At 62.8% G+C, this 20563-nt stretch carries 17 protein-coding genes; 7 read left to right on the top strand and 10 right to left on the bottom strand.

The annotated features are described in order from the left end of the window. Positions 1 to 433: 433 nt before the first annotated feature. Complete coding sequence (locus tag NWI01_RS09610) at positions 434 to 937, top strand: hypothetical protein (protein ID WP_141383633.1); 504 nt, start codon at positions 434 to 436, stop codon at positions 935 to 937. Between the two features lie 297 nt (positions 938 to 1234). Here the strand turns inward: NWI01_RS09610 and NWI01_RS09605 are convergent, their stop codons facing one another. Continuing rightward, positions 1235 to 2047 carry a phosphatase PAP2 family protein gene (locus NWI01_RS09605; protein ID WP_141383632.1) on the bottom strand — a complete coding sequence of 271 codons (813 nt, stop codon included), beginning with the start codon at positions 2045 to 2047 and terminating at the stop codon, positions 1235 to 1237. A 166-nt stretch (positions 2048 to 2213) separates the two neighbouring features. Between NWI01_RS09605 and NWI01_RS09600 the strand changes: the two genes are divergently transcribed. Then, positions 2214 to 2588: a hypothetical protein gene (locus NWI01_RS09600; RefSeq protein WP_244613711.1), complete on the top strand. Its 375-nt coding sequence runs from the start codon at positions 2214 to 2216 to the stop codon at positions 2586 to 2588. 320 nt (positions 2589 to 2908) lie between these two features. Further along, complete coding sequence (locus tag NWI01_RS09595) at positions 2909 to 3517, top strand: HdeD family acid-resistance protein (RefSeq protein WP_141383631.1); 609 nt, start codon at positions 2909 to 2911, stop codon at positions 3515 to 3517. 416 nt (positions 3518 to 3933) lie between these two features. On the opposite strand, the gene NWI01_RS09585 is transcribed toward NWI01_RS09595, so the two are convergent. Then, positions 3934 to 5034 carry a lysine-2,3-aminomutase-like protein gene (locus NWI01_RS09585; RefSeq protein WP_141383629.1) on the bottom strand — a complete coding sequence of 367 codons (1101 nt, stop codon included), beginning with the start codon at positions 5032 to 5034 and terminating at the stop codon, positions 3934 to 3936. Further along, a complete protein-coding gene (epmA, locus tag NWI01_RS09580; RefSeq protein WP_141383628.1) occupies positions 5031 to 6074 on the bottom strand; it encodes an EF-P lysine aminoacylase EpmA in 1044 nt (347 codons plus the stop codon). Before epmA ends, NWI01_RS09585 begins: the two co-directional genes overlap by 4 nt. 144 nt (positions 6075 to 6218) lie before the next feature. Here epmA and efp point away from each other — a divergent pair, with 144 nt between their 5' ends. Further along, positions 6219 to 6785, top strand: coding sequence for an elongation factor P (gene efp, locus NWI01_RS09575; protein ID WP_011314903.1), 567 nt, complete (start codon positions 6219 to 6221; stop codon positions 6783 to 6785). 69 nt (positions 6786 to 6854) lie between these two features. After that, positions 6855 to 8078: a lytic murein transglycosylase gene (locus tag NWI01_RS09570; RefSeq protein WP_141383627.1), complete on the top strand. Its 1224-nt coding sequence runs from the start codon at positions 6855 to 6857 to the stop codon at positions 8076 to 8078. Between the two features lie 34 nt (positions 8079 to 8112). On the opposite strand, the gene recJ is transcribed toward NWI01_RS09570, so the two are convergent. From recJ to NWI01_RS09545, 5 genes are all read right to left on the bottom strand, one after another. Then, complete coding sequence (gene recJ, locus NWI01_RS09565; protein ID WP_141383626.1) at positions 8113 to 9954, bottom strand: single-stranded-DNA-specific exonuclease RecJ; 1842 nt, start codon at positions 9952 to 9954, stop codon at positions 8113 to 8115. A 50-nt stretch (positions 9955 to 10004) separates the two neighbouring features. Then, a complete protein-coding gene (glpX, locus tag NWI01_RS09560) occupies positions 10005 to 11000 on the bottom strand; it encodes a class II fructose-bisphosphatase (protein ID WP_141383625.1) in 996 nt (331 codons plus the stop codon). Positions 11001 to 11055: 55 nt separating this feature from the next. Further along, complete coding sequence (locus NWI01_RS09555) at positions 11056 to 12378, bottom strand: homoserine dehydrogenase (RefSeq protein WP_141383624.1); 1323 nt, start codon at positions 12376 to 12378, stop codon at positions 11056 to 11058. A gap of 77 nt (positions 12379 to 12455) precedes the next feature. After that, complete coding sequence (locus NWI01_RS09550; protein WP_141383623.1) at positions 12456 to 13673, bottom strand: LL-diaminopimelate aminotransferase; 1218 nt, start codon at positions 13671 to 13673, stop codon at positions 12456 to 12458. A 416-nt stretch (positions 13674 to 14089) separates the two neighbouring features. Further along, positions 14090 to 14359, bottom strand: coding sequence for a hypothetical protein (locus NWI01_RS09545; protein ID WP_244613710.1), 270 nt, complete (start codon positions 14357 to 14359; stop codon positions 14090 to 14092). A 295-nt stretch (positions 14360 to 14654) separates the two neighbouring features. Between NWI01_RS09545 and phaC the strand changes: the two genes are divergently transcribed. Further along, entirely contained in the window at positions 14655 to 16484 is a 1830-nt protein-coding gene (gene phaC / locus NWI01_RS09540) for a class I poly(R)-hydroxyalkanoic acid synthase (RefSeq protein WP_181410425.1), read from the top strand. 87 nt (positions 16485 to 16571) lie between these two features. On the opposite strand, the gene argC is transcribed toward phaC, so the two are convergent. After that, positions 16572 to 17603, bottom strand: coding sequence for an N-acetyl-gamma-glutamyl-phosphate reductase (gene argC / locus NWI01_RS09535; protein WP_141383621.1), 1032 nt, complete (start codon positions 17601 to 17603; stop codon positions 16572 to 16574). Positions 17604 to 17778: 175 nt separating this feature from the next. Then, positions 17779 to 18309, bottom strand: a complete 531-nt coding sequence (locus NWI01_RS09530) for a DedA family protein (protein WP_141383620.1) — start codon at positions 18307 to 18309, stop codon at positions 17779 to 17781. Between the two features lie 184 nt (positions 18310 to 18493). On the opposite strand from NWI01_RS09530, the gene parE reads away from it, so the two are divergent. Continuing rightward, complete coding sequence (parE, locus tag NWI01_RS09525; protein WP_141383619.1) at positions 18494 to 20551, top strand: DNA topoisomerase IV subunit B; 2058 nt, start codon at positions 18494 to 18496, stop codon at positions 20549 to 20551. Positions 20552 to 20563: the final 12 nt, after the last annotated feature.

Genomic DNA, 20563 nt, shown 5'->3' with positions numbered 1-20563 from the left:
CGTCAAAACAATAATCTAGAGATTCACTTCTGATTCCATCAGAAGCGAAGCTCTAGCGGCCGCGTAGACGGTTCAGTATCCGCCCCCCGACGATAAACAGAATAACGCCGACAAACACGAGCGTGAAAAGGATCGAAACCATGAGGCGTCCCTTAATCCAGAAGGCTGTAGACAGCCTCCTTCGACCGTTACCATACAAGGTGGGGCCGCGCGATCGCGGCGCGAGGGAAATTCATTTTACAAGCCGGCGTGAACTTGGATTTCTCCGTCGCGTCTGTCCAGAATGCTGCGATGAACAATGAGCCGTGGCGGCCTCCCTCACGAAGCCGCCCCTGTACAAGATGTCGCAGCTCGGTCATACTTCGCAACTGGTTCTGAGGGAGGCAACGCGACGGACGTAAGCAACGTAAAGCAACGCTAAGGAGGCACCGTGATGAGTGAACGCGACCGCGCCAATCTGATCTTGGGCATAGCCGTTACCAGCGTGATGTTTTTCGGCAGCATGGCCTTGGTATGGAACAGTACTGGCCGGCTTTCGAGCGAAGCAAAGGCGGCAGCCGCTCCGGCGCACCAGGCTGCGCCCCACGCAGACGCCACCGCCGGACTTGAAAGCCGCTTGCTTCTCCTTGAAGCCAAGATGAAGGCTCCGCCGACCGTTGATGCTTCTCAACTCGATGAAAAAATCAAAGGCCTGGAGTCCCAGCTCACGGCTGTACAAACCCAGTTGGGCGCTTTCACCGTGTCGGATTTCGATGCGCTCAAGATGAAGGTCGCCGGGACGAAGAATCCCGAGTCCCTCAAGACGACCGTAGACGCTCTTCAAACGGACGTAGGAAAGCTGCACACGCGCCTCGATCAGCTTTCGGAGCAAGCTTCCGCCACAGTGTCGGAGACCAAGCACAACTCGCGGAAGTCGCAGCATTCGAAATCGAAATAAGGCGCCACCGCGCGGATCGGCGAACGATAGCGTTTTCGAGCGAAGCATGTCCTCGGGCTTGACCCGGGGATGGAAACCTGTTCGCGTGAAGAAAACGCGTCAGAACAATAATCCGGAGCTTCGCTTCTGATTCAATCAAAAGCGGAAATGCTCGAAGATGCCGCGCTCTGGCATGTGGGAATCATGGCAACGGTGCGCTTGGCGCTACGTCGTTCTGCGGTCGGCGGGCGCCCGCTCCGGCGATTGTCATCAAGGGCAGCCATGAGGCGCAACTAATTGACGCCCGCTGCATCGGCCTCAGGAGTGAAGCGATCGCGCAAGCACCTTTCCCAGGGCCTGCAAGCTCGGGAACAAGTCGAACGCGTCCGCCAGAAAAATGAACAGAAGCGCGTGAACAATATACAGGCGGCCTTCGAACCATGTGAGAGCGTGTTCAAACAGGCGTTTCGGGTATGGAAGCGCGGCAAGAATGAAAACAACCGCCGGTCCCAGAACGAACGAACCAAGGATATCGCTCGGATAGTGGAGCCCGACAATGACTCTGGGAATCGCGACGATCAACGCTACCCAGACAAAGCAGAATAGCCCGGCCGATCGTTTCTCGACAAAAACCAGAGCGGCAAGACTGAAGAACAAGGTGGCCGTGTCGCTCGGGAACGAATTCGTTCGGTCCCAGGGTGTTCGCGGAATGACGGTGTCCAGTGGAATTGCCGGGTCCAGAATGGGACGTATGTGGACCGCGGTGTGAAACTGGGACCAGATCGAAAGCATGGTCGCCAGACAGACCCCCAACAGCCCGGCTAGCATACGACCGCGACGCTCCGGCTGTTCACTGGCGAACCACAGCGCGACAAGGGAAAAAAACACTGGAAATCCCCTGAAAAGCGAATTGTTCGCGAACTCCCAAAGGGTGTCGTTTCCTCCGCCGAATGCATTGAGCGCAAGAAGGATTTCTCGATCGAGGCCGGTAATTGTCATTGTTTTTGATTTCGCCGCGTCCAGCCGGACATGAAAATCGGAACGTAAAGCTGCAATTTTCGCGACCGTGCTTTTACGTGCAAACTGCGGCCGGTCAACAACGATTATGGTTCGTCGATCCGATATCCGCATTTCCTTCGGAGGCCCGTTGCGGACGCGGGAAATCGAAGGTCACCGGCGCGCGGCGCCCGCCCCACACCCGGCCCGGGGAGCGTTTGTTAACCTCTGGTTAACCAGAATCCGGCGACGATTTTCCTGGCCTGAATTTGCGCTCCACTGGTTCAGTTGGAGTCAGCAATTGCGCGAGGTTCCGGCCCTCGTTCTGCATTGCGGCTCAGAACGCCGCCGCCGTTGGAGTGAGGATTTTTTGATGGCAGATAACGACAGCACCATCGCATGGCATCGGGCCCAGTTGAAAAAGCATCGCGAAGCTTTGCGCGAGATGGAGGTTCGCCGTTTCCGTTTTGGCGAGACCGCGGATCCGCGCGTGCGCGTCGAGACGCTGCGAATGGCGGCCAATCTTCGCCGTAAGATTACCGCCTCCGAGAAGGTTATCGGCGCTTACGAAAAACGTACGCGGCGACCGCGGACGACCGACTTTCGCAGTCTTGCCAACGTTCCGTGGGGCAACTGGAACAGTGCGCCCTGTAATGGAGAGATTGCGCGGGACTGAACGGCGGCCGTCCATGGCGGTACGGATGGCTTGTGACGCAGGGCAGATTTAGCCGGCCCACAGCATCGTGGCGGCCGGATTGCCCCCTGCCCTGAAAAAGGGTTCCGACTGCTGGCGGCCCTGATGCAGGCTCGGGGTGAAGGGAAGCGCGCAACTTCATGATTGCTTGTTGGTTTGGGATCAGAAGATGCCCGAACCCATCGTGTGATGAAGCCAACCTCTGAACCGTGCCGCACGCCAGGATTTTGGTACTTTTGGGCTCATCTTGCGTTACACTGGCCCCCTGAGGGGATGCGCGTTCTTGCTCATGGAGCCGGCCAATGACGACACCTTCCCAAGATTTCGAACGCCTTCAGTTGAAAGTGAGCAGCAAAGTCCGCGAGCATTGGAAGGCCCTCCTCTTCAAAGGCGTCCTGCTGGTGCTTCTCGGGTTGGCCGCCATCGTGGTGCCGCCGCTCGCGAGCCTCGCCATCACGATCTTCCTCGGCTGGCTTTTTCTCGTCGGTGGCGTTGTCGGACTAGCCGCTACCTTCTGGGCGCAGAAGACGCCCGGCTCCTGGTGGTCGTTGCTCTCGGCCGTGCTGGCCATTCTCGTCGGCATACTGCTGCTGGTTCAGCCCATTCGGGGGATGCTGACGCTCACAATCGTGGTCGGCGCCTACTTCCTCGCCGAAGGGGCCGTCACCATCATGTATGCCCTTGAACATCGCCGCAGACTCTCGGAACGGTGGGGCTGGCTACTCATCGCCGGAGTGATGGACATCATCATCGCGGGCGTCATCATCATTGGCTTTCCGGGATCGGCGAGTTGGGCCATCGGGTTGCTGGTCGGTCTCAACATGATATTCGGTGGCGCTTCGTTGATCGGAATAGCGCTCGCCGCGCGAAAAGTGCGTTCGAGCATTTCACATTCCGACAGCGAAGTTTAATCGGCCCGGACGCAGGCCGATTAAACTACGAAATCTGGCCCAGAAGCGTCAGCAGCCGCGACAGATGCTTTTGATCTTGCGCTGGAGAGCTGCATCGGCCGGGTCGAGACGATCTCGATCCCTCGCGTCCCTGCTGTCCGGAGGCAGATCGGTTGGGCGCGGTTGACGGTGGCCAATTGGTGCGCTGTCACGCGAAAATCTGTCGATGGTCGAACCGGGTGACGACCCGCTTCCCGCTGGATACTGCGCAAGCGCCGCGGGCGCGCCGATCAAAACCGCTGAAACCGCGATTACAGTGATCTTGCTCATCTCGCTGCTCCATTGTCCGCAACTGATACTGGCGAGAACGTTGTGAAGTTTTCAGCGTTCCCCGGTTGTGCCGGCCTCGCTTGCCCGGCGCGTCAGCTTCTCAGTCTCTATGGCTTCGGCGGATAGAGATGAACGCCGCCACAGTAGTCGGTAATAAGATAGTGCAATTCCGGCCGATGTTCACCTGCTCCGGAGATTAAATCTGAGGGCGACATATAGTCCGGCCCCACCGGCGACTTGCCGTATCCGCCGGGAATATCGAGAACATAATCCGGCTGGCACAGGCCGGACACGCGGCCGCGCAGCGCCCGCATCAGGGCCTGACCCTGTTCCAGCGTGGTCCGCAGATGCGCCGTTCCCGGCGCGAGATCGCCGTGATGCAAATAGTAGGGCTTGATGCGGCATTCGACGAAAGCGCGCATCAGGGCCTCCAGCGTCGCCGCGTCATCGTTGACGCCGCGCAGCAGCACCGACTGGCTGACCATGGGAATGCCGGCATCGATGATGCGGGTGCAGGCCGCTCGCGCAGCCGCGGTCAGTTCGCGTGGATGATTGGCATGCAGCGCCAGCCATGTGGTGACGCCGTCCGTGCGAAAGGCCGCCGCCATCTCATCAGTGACGCGCGCGGGATCGGCAACCGGAACGCGCGTATGGATGCGGACGATCCTGACGTGATCGATCGCGGCAAGCTCGGCCATGATCTCGGCCAGCCGTCGCGGCGACAGCATCAACGGGTCGCCGCCGGTCAGGATCACTTCCCAGACTTCAGGATGCGCCCGGATGTAATCGAGCGCCGCCGCGGTCGCGGATTTCGACAGCGCGGTTTCCTTGGCGGGCCCCACCATTTCTCGGCGGAAGCAGAAGCGGCAGTAGACAGCGCAGACGTGAACGAGCTTGAGCAGCACCCGGTCGGGATAACGATGAACGATGCCGTCCACTGGGGAATGCGCATGATCGCCGATCGGGTCGGCGCGTTCGCAGGCTTGCGCCGCCAGTTCATCGGCGCTCGGGAGATACTGCCGCGCGATCGGATCATCAGGATCGGCCGGATCGATCAGGCCTGCGACCTCCGGCGTGATCGCAATCGCATAGCGCGCGGCAACCCTTTCGAGATCGGCCAGAGCCGCGGCCGGCGCGAGACCGTGAGCGATCAGATCTTCGGGACGCCGCAATGTCGAGACGATACCTTTATTGATCCGCGCGCTCATGCATCCTCCGCGGGCGGCGTCCACACCACCTGATCGATCTTTGAGGCGCCGCTCGCCAGCATCACCAGCCGATCCAGGCCCAGCGCCACCCCGCCCGCTTCCGGCATTCGGGCGACGGCCGCCAGAAAATCCTCGTCCAGCGGATAGCGCTCGCCGTAACGGCTTTGCTTGTCGTCCATCGCTTGCGTGAAACGGATGCGCTGTTCGGCGGCGTCGGTCAATTCACCGAAGCCGTTCGCAAGCTCGACACCGCAGGCATAGACCTCGAAGCGTTCGGCGACGCGGCTGTCAGACGGACTGATCCGCGCCAGCGCGGCTTCGGGCGCAGGGTAGTCGGACAGCACCGTCAAACGGTCCTGCCCGAGACGCGGCTCGATATGCTCGACCAGCACCTTGCTGAAAATATCCGACCAGTTGTCGTCGTCCGCGATCCGCACCCGCCCTCGCGCCGCCTTCGCCAGCGCCGCGCGATCGCCCTCGCGGCCGACGACCGTATCCAGGAGGTCAATTCCGGCGAAGCGGTTGAACGCGGCGGCGACCGTCAATCGTTCCGGCTCGGCGAGCGGATCGGCTTGCCGGCCGCGAAACGAAAATCTCGCGATGCCTGTCGCCCGCGCTGCAATGGCGATCACCGCGATACAGTCGGCCATGACCACCTCATAGGAGCCGCCTGCGCGATACCATTCCAGCATGGTGAATTCCGGCAGGTGCAGTACGCCGCGCTCGCGGTCCCGGAACACCCGCGCGAACTCCACCATCTTCTGCTCACCGGCCGCCAGCAGCTTCTTGCAGGCGAATTCCGGGGATGTGCGCAGGTAGCGCGTGAGGTGATCGCCGGCCGCCGTCGTCAACGCCGTGCGGGGCGCATGAAGGTGGGTTTCGTTGCCCGGCGACACCTGCAGAACACCGGTTTCGACCTCGACGAACCCTTGCGCGTCGAACCATGCCCGCAGCGCCCTGGTCACGGCGGTTCGCGCGTTCAGGAACGGCTTTCGGTCCGCATGTCTCGCCTGATCCCACCAGGGGGAAATCCTTTCCATCCATCCTCAGCAATCGACCGGAATCGGCCGCAAAACACTGGCGCCGACGGGCCAAATCAGTATGTTGCGGCCCGAAACCGCTTCAAAGGCCGCAGGACGTTCCGTCCGGACCGGCCTTAAGCCAGAACCTTAGGAAATCCAGCCTTGAGAGTCATCGCCAGTTCTATTCGCAAGGGCAACGTCATCGAGCAAGACGGCAAGCTCTACGTGGTCCTCACCGCGGAGAACATCCACCCCGGCAAGGGAACCCCGGTCAGCCAGATCGAGATGCGGCGGATCAGCGACGGCGTGAAGATTTCCGAGCGCTACAAGACCACCGACCAGGTCGAGCGCGCCACCATCGAGGATCACAACTTCACCTTCCTTTATGAAGACGGCGACGGCTTCCACTTCATGAATGCCGAGACCTACGATCAGGTCCAGGTGCCCAAGGATATCGTCGGCAGCGCCGCGCCGTATCTGCAGGAAAACATGGTGGTGAAACTGTCCCTGCACGACATGGTGCCGGTGGCCATCACGCTGCCGCAGCGGGTGACGCTCGAAGTGGTTGAGACCGAGCCTGTCACCAAGGGGCAGACCGCGTCCTCGTCGTATAAGCCCGCCGTGCTGTCGAACGGGGTCCGCACCGGCGTGCCGCCGCATGTCGCCGTCGGCACCCGCGTCGTGGTGATGACCGAGGACGGCTCCTACGTCGAGCGCGCCAAGGATTGAGGGAAGGTCAAGTTCCCGCGACGCAATGAAGCTTTGCTGCGGAGTGCTTCGCTCCGTTATGCTCGCTGCATGACAGTCCCCGATTCTCACATCCGGCTCAGCCGGCGCGGCGCGTTGCGATGTCTCGGAGCGGTGGCGGCGCTTGCGCCCTTCCCTGCTCTCGCCGCCATGCCTCAGGGGTTCGAGCAATGGCACGACGGCTTCCGCGCCCGCGCGCTGGCCAAGGGTGTTTCAAGCGCGACCTGGAGCCGCTGCATGGGCCGGATCGAGCCGGACATGAGCGTCTTCAACAAGATGCGCAAACAGCCGGAGTTTCACGAAAAGATCTGGCAGTACATCAACCGTCGCGTCTCGGATTGGCGGATCACCGCCGGCAAGGAGGCGCTGCGGAAGAACGACGCGCTGTTCGCGCGGATCGAGCGCGATTTCGGGGTAGAGCGCGGAACATTGCTCGCACTGTGGGGCGTCGAGACCGCCTTCGGCGATCCGCTAGTGCAGAAGAACCACATGCGTCCGGTGTTTCCTTCGCTGGCGGCGCTGGCCTGGAACGAGCCGCGGCGGCGCGCCTATTGGGAAACCGAGCTCATCAATGCGCTGCGCATCGTGGACAAGGGCTGGAGCACGCCGGAGGAGATGCGCGGCTCGTGGGCCGGCGCGATGGGACACAGCCAGTGGATGCCGGAAGTCTGGCTCAACGTCGGCATGGACTACGACGGCGACGGCCGGGTCTCGCCGTTCGGAAAACCCGACGATGCGCTGGGTTCGACCGCGCGCTACCTGATCAAGCGCGGCAGGTATCATCGCGGCGAGCATTGGGGATACGAGGTGCGCGCACCCGGCGGCGCGAGCGGCAGCCGCAGCTATGCCGCCTGGGCGGCGGCCGGCGTGCAGCGCGCCGACGGTCAGGCGTTTCCGCAGCCGAATGCTTCAGCCAAGCTCTGGATCCCGGAACCGGGCGGCCCCGCGTTTCTGCTGGGGCCGAATTTCTATGCCGTGCGCAGCTATAATCCGTCCATGAACTACGCACTTTCGATCTGTCATCTCGGCGACCGCATCCTCGGCGCTCCGCCCTTTATCCAGCCCTTCCCCGGATCGGAACGCGCGCTCACGCTGGCCGAAGTGCAGGAGGTGCAGACGCGTCTGACCCAAGCCGGCTTCGACACCGGCGGCACCGATGGCCGCGTCGGCAACGACACCATGAAGGCAGTGAAGGATTTCCAGGCTCGCGTCGGACTGCCGCCTGATGGCTATGCCGGACTGAAAGTGCTGGCGAAGCTGAGACAGGGATTGTAGCGCGGGAACTGGTCATCCCGCTTTTGATCGTCACCTACCGAATTGTCTTCGGTCCTGGATCCGGCACCGCGACATCCACCACGCGCAGCTGCACGCGCTCCGCGCCCTGCCAGCGGTCCACCGCCAGCGATCCCGCCACGTGCAGCAACTGGCCCCGCATTTGGGCCAGAGCGTTGCCGAGCGGTTGTCCGACCGCGCGAAACGCGATGCCGTTCAAGATCGCGCCGTCCCCGGATCTGAGCCGCAACCTAAGGTGGGCCTGCCCGATCTCGTCGGCATGGATCAACTGGTGAGCGGGCAACGCCACCACCGGCTCGGGATTACCCGCGCCGAACGGTCCCGCGCGATTGAGCGTCGCCACGAATTCGGGCGTCGCCGCCCGCGCGCTGACCGCGCCATCGATGAAAAGCTCGCGGACGTGGCGCGACTGTGCGACATCCGCGGCGAGCGCCGTTTCCATATAGGCGCGGAATTCCGCAAGCTGCTCCTTCCGCAACGTCACGCCGGCCGCCATGGTATGGCCGCCGCCCTTGAGCAGCACGCCGTCCGCCACGGCCCGCCGCACCGCCTTGCCGAGATCGACGCCGCCGATGGAACGCCCCGAGCCGGTCCCGATGCCACCGGGCTCCAGCGCGACAACGAAAGCGGGACGTGAAAATTTGTCCTTGAGCCGCGACGCCACGAGACCGACCACGCCCGGATGCCAGCCCTCGGACGCGGTGACGATGACGGACCCCTTGTCCTCGAGACCGAGCGAGGCCAGCGCCTCGGCTTCGGCCTGGGCTTCGGCGGTCTGTTCGATCACGCGGCGTTCGGCATTGAGGCGATCGAGTTCGGCGGCGATCCGCGCGGCTTCGGACACATCGCCTTCGAGCAGCAGCCGGACGCCGAGGTCAGCGCGCCCGATCCGGCCGCCGGCGTTGATGCGCGGCCCCAGCATGAAGCCGAGGTGCCAGGCTTCCGGCGGGCCGCTCAGCCGCGCCACATCCATCAGCGCGGTGTGGCCGACATGATCGCGGCGGCGCAGCGCGATCAATCCCTTCGCGACGAAGGCGCGGTTGAGACCGGTCAGCGGCGCGACGTCGGCGACCGTTCCGAGCGCGACGTGATGCAGCATGTCCAGGAGATTCGGTTCCGGCCGCTCGCCGCTCCAGAAACCGCGCCGGCGCAGTTCGCGATTCAGCGCGACCAGCGTGACAAAAACCAGACCGACGGCTGCGAGATGACCGAGGCCGGAAAGATCGTCAGGGCGGTTCGGATTCACCAGCGCCTCGACCTCTGGCAGGTCGTCGCCGCATTGGTGATGGTCGATCACGACGACCGACATCCCCCGCTGCCTCGCGACCGCCAGCGGCTCGATGCTGGTCGTGCCGCAGTCCACCGTCACCAGCAAGGTCGCGCCCCTGCCCGCGAGCGCATCGATCGCATCGACGTTGGGGCCGTAGCCTTCGAAAACGCGGTCGGGGATATGGATCAGCGGATCAAGGCCGCAATGCCGCAGATGCCAGGCGAGCAGCGCCGCAGAGGTCGCGCCGTCGACGTCGTAATCACCGAAGATCGCGACGGTCTCGCGGTGGATCGCGGCATCCGCGAGCCGCCGCGCGGCCGTCTCCATCTGCGTCACGGTGAAAGGATCGGGCATCAGCCGGCGGATGGTGGGATCGAGAAAATCCGCGACCGCATCGATGTCGACGCCGCGTCCGGCGATCACCCGCGCCAGCATCTCCGGCAATTGATGCCGTTGCGCGATCGCCAGCGCGCGCGCCGCGCCTCGTGGATCGAGGCGATCGCGCCACAGACGGCTCGTCGCTGAATGCGACACACCGAAAAAGGCGTCAGGAGCTTCGACAGGCAATGCGGAGGCTGGCAGGGTCATGATGTCGTCCGCGCCTTGCGATGTCGGCCGGGGCGACGTCGCCTGCTTTCTCAATTCTGGTCGAACCTGTCCGTCCTGCGATGCTCGGCCTTGATGCGACGCACGGTGCCGGACGCGGAACGCATCACCACCGTATCGGTCTCGATCACCTTCTTGCGGAATCTTACGCCGGACAAGAGCGAACCTGATGTCACGCCTGTGGCGGCGAACAGGCAGTCGCCCTTCACCATGTCGTCGATCTCGTATTTCTTTCTGGGATCCTCGATGCCCATTTGCAGCGTCCGCTCGCGCAGCGCCTCGCTGTCGATGATGAGGCGGGTCTGCATCTGTCCGCCGATGCAGCGCAGCGCCGCCGCCGACAGCACGCCTTCGGGAGCGCCGCCGCTGCCGAGATAGATGTCAATTCCCGTTCGCGGCTCGGCGGTGTGGATGACGCCGGCGACGTCGCCGTCGCTGATCAGGCTCACCGCGGTGCCGAGCTTGCGCAGCGCGGCGATCTTGGCCGCATGGCGTGGCCGGTCGAGCAGAATGGCGGTGATCTCGGTCGGCTTGACCCCCTTGGCCTTGGCCAGGTTGATGATGTTCTCTTCCACCGGCGCGTCGAGATCCACCGTGCCCTTCGGATAGCCGGGTCCGATCGCGATCTTGTCCATGTAGCAGTCCGGCGCGTGAAGCAGCGTGCCGGCCTGGGCTATCGCAATGGTGGCGATCGCGCCCGCCATGTTCTTGGCGCACAGCACCGTTCCCTCGAGCGGATCGACGGCGATATCGACCCGTGGGCCGCGTGTGTTGCCGACCTTTTCGCCGATGAACAGCATCGGCGCCTCGTCGATCTCGCCCTCGCCGATCACGACCGTACCGTCGATCGGCAAATTGTTGAGCTCGCGTCGCATCGCATCGACCGCGGCCTGATCCGATGCCTTTTCCATGCCGCGACCGCGCAGGCGCGCCGCCGACACCGCCGCCCGTTCCGTCACCCGCACGACTTCAAGCGTCAGGATACGCTCCAGCACCTGCTGCGACGGAACGGAATTCTGTGTCGGCATCGTTTCAACTCCCTCGGACAGCGCGGAGGCTCCCTTTATTTATACGCAATCCTTGTCAGTTCTTCTCGATGCGAATGACTTGCGGCCGCCCCGTGATGACCTTGTCAGCTCTCACGGCATGGAGCGCGCGATGCACCGCGTCCTCGCTGGTTGCATAGGTGATCAGCAGAACCGGAACCGGCGAAATCGGCGTGTCGGCTTCGTCGGTATCCAGCTTGCCGTTGGGATGACGCTGCACGATGGATTCGATCGAGATCTTCTGTTCGGCGAGCCGCGTGGCGATGGTCGCGGCGGTGCCGGCGAAATCGCGCGCCATCAGGCGGATGTAATAGCCGCCCTCGTGGCGTTCCATCGGCGCCTTCTTGGTCTCACGCAGCTTCGTCGAATGCCGGCCGAACGGCAGAGCGCGGGTGCCGGACGCGACATCGGCGATATCCGCGACCACGGCGGACGCCGTCGCGGCTCCGCCGGCGCCCGGACCGACAAGCGTGATCGGGGGGATGCCGTCGCCGTCGATGGTCACCGCGTTGGTGACGCCCATGACCTGCGCGATGGACGATGTCTTCGGCACCATGGTCGGATGCACCCGCTGCTCGATGCCTTTCGAGGTCCGCACCGCGACCCCCAACAGCTTGACCCGGTAGCCGAGTTCCTCGGCCGCGCGAAGATCCTCCGGCGCGATCGAGGAAATGCCTTCGACATAGACCTCGTTCTGAGCAATGCGCGTGCCGAAAGCCAGGCTCGCCAGAATCGAAAGCTTCTGCGCGGTGTCGTGACCGTCGACATCGAATGACGGGTCGGCTTCCGCATAGCCCAGGCGCTGGGCGTCCTTCAGGCATTCGGCGAACGACAGGCCTTCCCGTTCCATCCGCGTCAGGATGTAGTTGCAGGTGCCGTTGAGAATGCCGTAGACGCGATTGATCGTCGTGCCCGCAAGCCCTTCGCGCAGCGTCTTGATGACGGGAATGGCGGCGCCGACCGCCGCTTCGTAGTTCAACGCGCCGCCGTGCTGCTCGGCGAGAGAAGCCAGCCGCAGGCCGTGCTTGGCGATCAGCGCCTTGTTGGCCGTCACCACCGACTTGCCGGATTTCAGGGCCGCTTCGATCGCGGAATGCGCCGGATCGTCCGAACCGCCCATCAATTCGACGAAGCAGTCGATGCCGGGATCGTTCGCCAGCGCCAGCGCGTCCTTGGCCCATGCGATGTCGGTCAAGTCGACGTCGCGCTTCCTGGCTTTCGAGCGCGCCGCCACGGCGACGACACGCACGCCGCGCCCGCAACGCGCCGTGAGCGCGCCCCTTTGCTGCTCGATCAGGCGGACGACAGCGGAGCCGACAGTTCCGAGCCCCGCGATTCCCACTTTCAGTGGTGCGACCATAACAAACCTGCTGGAAACCGGTGTGCGAGGCACACCACCCGAGCGGAAGACCGGAAAGGCATTTTCCGGTCTGGCGCCTACCGCCGGTTGGCGAGAGGAACCACGTTGTGCAACGTTTCAATGCCGCTTTCAAGGAAGTGGCGGACGCCGCGGGCGGCCTGGCGAATTCTCTGCTCGTTTTCCACCATGGCGATGCGGACATAGCCTTCGCCATGCTCGCCGAACCCCACGCCGGGCGATACCACGACGCCCGATTTCTCCACCATCAGGGTTGAGAACTGCATGCTCCCGAGATCGCGGAAGCGTTCGGGCAGCGGCGCCCATGCGAACATCGAGGCTTGCGGCGGCGGGATCACCCATCCTGCGCGGCCGAACGATTCAACCAGCGTATCACGGCGCTTGCGATAGGTTTCGCGCATCTCCCGGATGCAGGTGTCGGGACCATTCAGCGCCGCCGTGGCCGCCACCTGTACTGGCGTGAAGGCCCCGTAATCGAGGTAGGATTTGACACGCGCCAGCGCCGCGATAATGCGTTCGTTGCCGACCGCGAAACCGATGCGCCAGCCTGCCATCGAGAACGTCTTCGACATCGACGTGAATTCCACGGTGACGTCGAGCGCGCCGGGCACCTGCAGCACCGAAGGCGGCGGGTTGTCGTCGAAATAGACTTCGGAATAAGCGAGATCGGACAGGATGAAGATCTCGTGCTTCTTCGCGAACGCCACGAGATCCTTGTAGAAATCGAGGCTCGCGACCTGCGCCGTCGGATTCGACGGGTAGCAGACGATCAGCCCGATCGGCTTCGGAATGGAATGGATGATCGCACGCTCGCAGGCGGCGAAGAATTCCGGAGTCGGTGAGGACGGGACCGAGCGGATCACGCCGCCCGCCATCAGGAAGCCGAAGGCGTGAATCGGATAGCTCGGGTTTGGACAGAGGATGACGTCGCCCGGCGCGGTGATCGCCTGAGCGACGTTCGCAAAACCTTCCTTGGAGCCGAGCGTCGCCACGATCTGCGTATCGGGATTGAGCTTCACGCCGAAGCGGCGGGCATAGTAGCCGGCCTGAGCCCTGCGCAGGCCGGTGATGCCGCGCGAGGCCGAATAGCGGTCGGTCTTGGGCTTGCCGAGGGTTTCCTTGAGCTTTTCGATGACATGAGGCGGCGTCGGCAGGTCCGGATTGCCCATGCCCAGGTCGATGATATCGGCTCCGGCGTTCCGGGCGGCCGCCTTGGCGCGATTGATCTGTTCGAAAACGTAAGGCGGCAGACGGCGGATACGATAAAACTCTTCCATGGTCCTGGCTCCAGGCCGGATTGGCGAGGCGAGCGTCCTTGCCTCGATGAAGTCAGCGAGACTTCGCTAAATCGTGTGTATTCAATAACTTGACATGTTCAAGCGCAGGTTTGCCGGCGTCGAGGTTTGACGTTCGGGACGCAACCGTCTGCTTGAATCAGCTTCTTTTAACACGGACACCCTGCCCTGCCATCATGTCGCGTGCTTGGAGCATGATCCTGAAAAGTGGAAGCCGGTTTTCGGATAAGATCATGCTCAATCAAAAGAGCGCTCTCGAGCGAAGCATGTCCTCGGGCTTGACCTGGGGATGGATACCAGGTTCGCGCGAAGAAACGCGTTAAAACAACAATCTAGAGCTCGCTTCTGATTTGATCAGAAGCGAAAGTGCTCTATGTGGATGAGGGCCGTTCACGGGCTTATTGAGGTTCCGGGTTCTGTGCGGCGTGAGCCTGGCGGTCGCGTGCGTCGATCAGTTCCTTTTCGACTTTCGCCTGCTCCGAGGGATCCATCGCCGCCTGATCTCTTGGAGCCGGAAGGTCATGCACCGCGGGATATGACGATACGTCACGGGGCCGTTCCGGCGAATCCGACGACGTCTCGAAATCCGCAATCGATGTCGAGCAGCCTGCGAGCGCGAGCGACATCAACACCGCCAATGCGGCGATGCGGGCGGTCACGGGGTCCACACGTCTGCTCGTCTGTCGTTCCGATACTGTCGTCACGAATGCTCACATCGTTCAGTCAAAGCCTGGTCGGTATGGGTTGCTCCATCAGACCTGACGCGGGCGAAGACCATCATCGCTTCCAAAACATTAAAAGCTTCGAAATCCAGGAAGCTGCGACCACTACAAGCGAGTCATCGCGGCCCATATATGGCGGGACCAAGAAGTATTGTCGCACTGCACCACATCGAATCGGGCAATGATCCCCAGATTATGTCATGATCGATGCCCCCTCCATTGGAACCTGCGTGACGGAACGATGAGCAAGCTCCCAGACGCGTCCACGAGCGAGGTATCCGCCGAGGCCAGGCCGACGAACGGATTCGACTCCGACGCGTTCGCGATGAATCTCGCAAATGCGATGGAGAACGGTGGCAGGGCGCTGGCCGCTTATCTCAATGCCCGGGGGCAGAAGCAGTCCTCCGACAACCCGCCGACCGAGTTCGCCGAGTTGATCAAGACCGTCAGCGCGGTCTCCGAATACTGGCTGTCGGACCAGGCCCGGGCCGTCGATCTACAGGCCCGTCTTGGCAAGTCCTATCTGGAACTCTGGGGTTACGCTGCGCGGCGTCTCGCTGGCGAGGAGGTCGAGCCCGCGATCGAACCCGATCCGCGCGACAAGCGCTTCGCCGATCCGGAATGGCGGTCGAACTTGCTGTTCAACTTCCTGATGCAGGCGTATCTGCTGACGACCAAATGGACGAACGAACTGGTGCGCGACGCCCACGGCCTCGATCCGCATACCCGCAAGAAAGCAGAGTTCTATATCACGCAGCTCACCAACGCGGCCGCGCCGTCCAATTTCGTGATGACCAACCCCGAAGTGCTCCGCGAGACCTTCGCCTCCAACGCCGACAATCTGGCGCGCGGCATGAAGATGCTGGCGGAAGACATCGAGGCCGGCCAAGGCGCTTTGCGCATCCGCCAGTCCGACTCCGCGGGTCTCGCGGTCGGCGTCAACCTGGCGACGACGCCCGGCAAGGTGATCTACCAGAACGAACTGATGCAGTTGATCCAGTATTCACCGAGCACCGAAAACGTGCTGCGGACGCCGCTTTTGATCGTTCCGCCATGGATCAACAAATTCTACATCCTCGATCTCACGCCGGAGAAATCCTACATCAGGTGGTGCGTGGACCAGGGCATTACCGTGTTCGTGATCTCCTGGGTCAACCCGGACGGACATCTCGGGGAAAAGACCTTCGAGGACTACATGAAGCAAGGTCCGCTGGCCGCGATGGACGCCATCGAAAAGGCCACCGGAGAAACGAAGGTCCATACCGCGGGTTACTGCGTCGGCGGCACCCTGCTTGCCGCCACGTTGGCATGGCTTGCGAACAAGAAGCGGCAGCGCGTGAGGTCCGTGACCTTCTTCGCCGCTCAGGTGGATTTCACCCATGCCGGCGATCTGCTGGTATTCGCCGACGAGGATCAGATCTCCGCGCTCGAACGCGACATGAAGCGGTCCGGCGTGCTGGAAGGCAGCAAGATGGCGATGACCTTCAACATGCTGCGCTCCAACGACCTGATCTGGCCCTACGTCGTCAGCAATTATCTCAAGGGCAAGGCGCCATCCGCCTTCGATCTCCTGCACTGGAATTCAGACGCCACGCGGATGCCGGCCGCCAACCATTCATTTTATCTGCGCAACTGCTATCTCGAGAACCGCCTTTCCACCGGCTCGATGGTGCTCGACAATACCTTGCTCGACCTTTCGAAGGTCAAGGCGCCCGTCTACAATCTCGCGACCCGCGACGATCACATCGCGCCGGCGGAATCCGTGTTGTACGGCTCGCGCTTTTTTGGTGGGCCGGTGCGCTTCGTGCTGGCAGGATCGGGCCACATCGCAGGTGTGATCAATCCGCCCTCGCGCGGCAAATACCAGTATTGGACCAATGACAAGATCCGCGACAAAACCCTCGCCCAGTGGATGCAGGGCGCGCAAGAGAACAAGGGCTCGTGGTGGCCGGACTGGCTCGCATGGCTACGAAACATCGACGGCAAGGAGGTCCCGGCACGCGAGGTCGGAACCGACACGCTGCCGCCGATCGAGGACGCGCCGGGCAGCTACGTGCGTGTGCGGGCTTGAGATATAGCGTTTTCCAGCGAAGATGACCCTGATCACGTGAAGGCAACGTCTCATGGCCGGTACATAAAGCCGGGCATGACGATTCAATCAAACCTCATCCCGCTCTTGCTCCGTCGGGGTAGTTGCGTCGCCACTATCGGGCAATCCCAGCATCAGCCGCATGTTCTGAACCGCCGCGCCGGATGCACCCTTGCCCAGATTGTCGAGCCGCGCGACCAGCACGGCTTGCCGGTGCCTGTCGGTGGCAAAAACATGCAGCTCGAGCTTGTTGCTCCCGTTCAGCGCTTCCGGTTCGATCCGGCCGCTTTTCGCGGCAGCATTATCGAGCGGCATCACCGACACGTAGGTGCTGCCCGCGTAACGCTTCGCCAGCGTCGCATGAAGCGTCGCGCCGTCGGGTTGCCCCGGCAGCGTATCCAGATGCAGCGGGATCGAGACCAGCATGCCCTGCCGGTAGTCGCCGACCGACGGCGCGAAGATCGGCCGCCGCGTCAGGTTCGCGTATTTCTGTGTTTCCGGCAGGTGCTTGTGCTCGAAGCCAAGTCCGTAAAGCTCGAATGCGGGCGCGGCGCCCTTTTCGAAACTTTCGATCATGGATTTGCCGCCGCCGGAATAGCCGCTCACCGCATTGATGGTGACGGGATAATCCGGCGGGATCAAACCGGCATCAGTCAGCGGCCGCAGCAAGGCGATCGATCCGGTCGGATAGCAGCCGGGATTTGCAACCTTGCGCGCCGCCTTGATCCTGCCTGCCTGATCCGGCGTCAGCTCCGGAAAACCGTAGGTCCAGTCCGGAGCGACGCGGAACGCCGTCGAGGCGTCCAGCACTTTCGGCGCGTCAGCGCCCATGCCGTCGATCAGGGCGACGGTATCCTTCGCGGCATCGTCGGGCAGACAGAGGATCACCAGATCGACTTCCGCCATCAGCGCGCGCTTGGCGGCGGGGTCCTTTCGCCTGTCGTCGGAAAGGCTTTTGACGACGACGTCGCCCTGCCGATCGAGTCGCTGGCGGATTTCGAGGCCGGTCGTTCCCGACGCGCCATCGACGAACACTGTCGGCTTGCCCGCCGTGCCGCTGCTTGAAGAAGCGCCTTTCATCGTGGTGTCTGCGCTGGTCATGACCTTATCCTATAGCGTTTTCGAGCGAAGAAGTGGATTCCGGTTCGCGTGAAGACAACGCTTCAAGGAGGCTCTCACATCCGCGAGCGCGCGTGCGCCGCCAGCTTGTAACCCTGTTGCGGCTGTTACGCGACCGCCGATCATAGGCTTGGCGCAAGGCATTTCGCAGGGGTGATCAAGTCGCCCGCCAGAGCCATTGAATGAACTGCGAGGTCAGGTCGCCAAAGAACAGCAGCACTGCCGACCAGATCAGCGCGGACGTCCAGTTGGCGAACTGAAATCGCAACGACGGCATTTCAAAGATGCCAGCGGCAAGCGGCACGGTGGCGCGCAGCGGTCCGAAGAACCTCCCGATATAGATCGAGGGAACGCCCCATTTCTCGACGAAGGCGATGCCTCGCGGCAAGAGGTTTGGATGTCGCGACAACGGCCAGATCGAGGCGACCTGATCCTTGAAGGTAAAGCCGATCCAGTAGGACACCCAGTCGCCGAGCGCCGCGCCGACCGCCCCGGCCAACCAAACGGGCCAGAAATTGATCTGTCCCGGTCCCATCATCGCTCCGATCGCCACAAGGATCCCCCAGGCCGGGATCAGCAGCGAGATGAAGGCGATCGACTCGCCGAAGGCAAGCAGCAGCACGACGGGGGCGGCCCAAACCTGATGGTCGCGCACGAAGTCGACCAGGCTGCGTGCGACATCTTCCATTCCCAAACGCCTCTCATCGGATTTTTGGCGGCGAGGAAACCCCTTTCGCCGCCCGTCCCTCGCAGGTAAGCCACTCCCGCCCGGGGACTTCAAGTCACAAAGACGCGGACGGCACGAAACCGCCGTGGCATAGTCGGCGCAGCCGATTCGTTCGCGCATAGCCGTATGCAATATCTAAGTAATTATGGTCAAACCACTGAAACCGAACATTAAAAAGAAACAGGCTGGCGATCTTTTCGCAGCTTCGGAAACCAAGGGCCGGCCGGCCGCGCGGGCCCCAGGCCGGGCATCGGGAGCCGAGGCGGACTATACCGCCGCCGACATCGAGGTGCTGGAGGGACTTGAGCCGGTCCGCCGCCGCCCGGGGATGTATATCGGCGGCACCGACGAGAAGGCGCTGCATCATCTGTTCGCCGAGGTGATCGACAACGCGATGGACGAGGCGCTGGCCGGCCACGCGACCTTCATCGTGGTGGAACTTGCCGCTGACGGCTTCCTCACCGTCACCGACAACGGGCGCGGCATCCCTGTCGATCCGCACCCGAAATTCCCGAAGAAATCGGCGCTTGAAGTCATCATGTGCACGCTTCATTCGGGCGGCAAGTTCGACTCCAAGGTGTATGAAACCTCAGGCGGCCTGCACGGCGTCGGCGTTTCCGTGGTCAACGCCCTCTCCTCGCATCTTGAGGTGGAAGTGGCGCGCAGCCAGAACCTCTACAGGATGACTTTCGAACGCGGCCACCCCAAGGGCAGGCTTGAGGACCTCGGCAGGATCGCCAACCGCCGCGGAACCACCATCCGTTTCAAGCCTGACACCGAAATCTTCGGAGCGAAGGCTGCGTTCAAACCGCAGCGCCTGTTCAAGATGACGCGCTCGAAGGCATATCTGTTCGGCGGCGTCGAAATCCGCTGGCGGTGCGCGCCGGAGCTGCTCAAGGGTCTTGAGGATATCCCCCCGGAAGCGACGTTCCACTTCCCCGGCGGCCTGAAAGACTACCTCGCCGCGGCGATCCACAAGGACACGCTGGTTCATCCGGACATCTTCTCGGGCAGATCGGGCCGCAACGGCGCGCACGGTGCCTGCGAATGGGCGGTGGCATGGACGGCGGATGCCGATGGCTTCCTGTCCTCCTACTGCAACACGGTGCCGACACCCGATGGCGGCACCCACGAATCGGGCTTGCGCAGCGCGCTGCTGCGCGGGCTGAAGGATCATGCCGAGCGCGTCGGCCAGGGCAAGCGCGCGGGCAGCATCACGTCGGAGGATGTGATGGTCGGCGCCGCCGTGATGCTCAGCGTGTTCGTGCGCGAGCCTGAGTTTCAGGGCCAGACCAAGGACCGTCTCGCCACCGCCGAGGCCTCGCGGATCGTCGAGCAGTCGATCAAGGACCCGTTCGATCATTGGCTGTCCGGCAATCCGGCGCAGGCCAACCGGCTGCTCGACTTCGTGATCGAGCGCGCGGACGAGCGACTGCGCCGCCGCGCCGAGAAGGAAACCTCGCGCAAGAGCGCCGTGAAGAAGCTGCGCCTGCCCGGCAAGCTTGCCGACTGCACCAACACCGCGACGGAAGGCTCCGAACTGTTCATCGTCGAGGGCGACTCGGCCGGCGGCAGCGCCAAGCAGGCGCGCGATCGCAAGACCCAGGCCGTGCTGCCTTTGCGCGGCAAAATCCTCAACGTCGTATCCGCGACGCGGGACAAGGTCACCGCCAACGCCCAGTTGGCGGACCTCATCCAGGCGCTGGGCTGCGGCACCGGGACCAACTACCGCGAGGAAGATCTGCGCTATTCACGCGTCATCATCATGACCGACGCCGATGTCGATGGCGCCCATATCGCCTCGCTGCTGATTACGTTCTTCTACCGGCAGATGCCCCGCCTGATCGACGAGGGGCACCTCTACCTCGCAGTGCCCCCGCTTTATCGTCTCACCCACGGCAGCAAGACGGTCTACGCCCGCGACGACGCCCACAAGGATGCGCTGCTCAAGAGCGAGTTCAACGCCAACGCCAAGGTCGATGTCGGCCGGTTCAAAGGGCTGGGCGAAATGATGCCGGCACAACTCAAGGAAACCACTATGGACCCGGCGAAGCGCACGATGCTGCGGGTCATGCTGCTTGCGGAAGATCGCGAGGATACGGCGGATTCGGTCGAGCGGTTGATGGGCACCAAGGCGGAGGCGCGCTTCGCCTTCATTTCGGACAAGGCCGTATTCGCCAGCGAGGACATGCTGGACGTTTAAGCCCTATCCCAA

It is taken from the genome of Nitrobacter winogradskyi (assembly GCF_006539545.1).
Classification (GTDB): domain Bacteria; phylum Pseudomonadota; class Alphaproteobacteria; order Rhizobiales; family Xanthobacteraceae; genus Nitrobacter; species Nitrobacter winogradskyi_A.
Note: the sequence above shows the minus strand (reverse complement) of the source record. Positions and strands in the feature narration are given on the sequence as shown.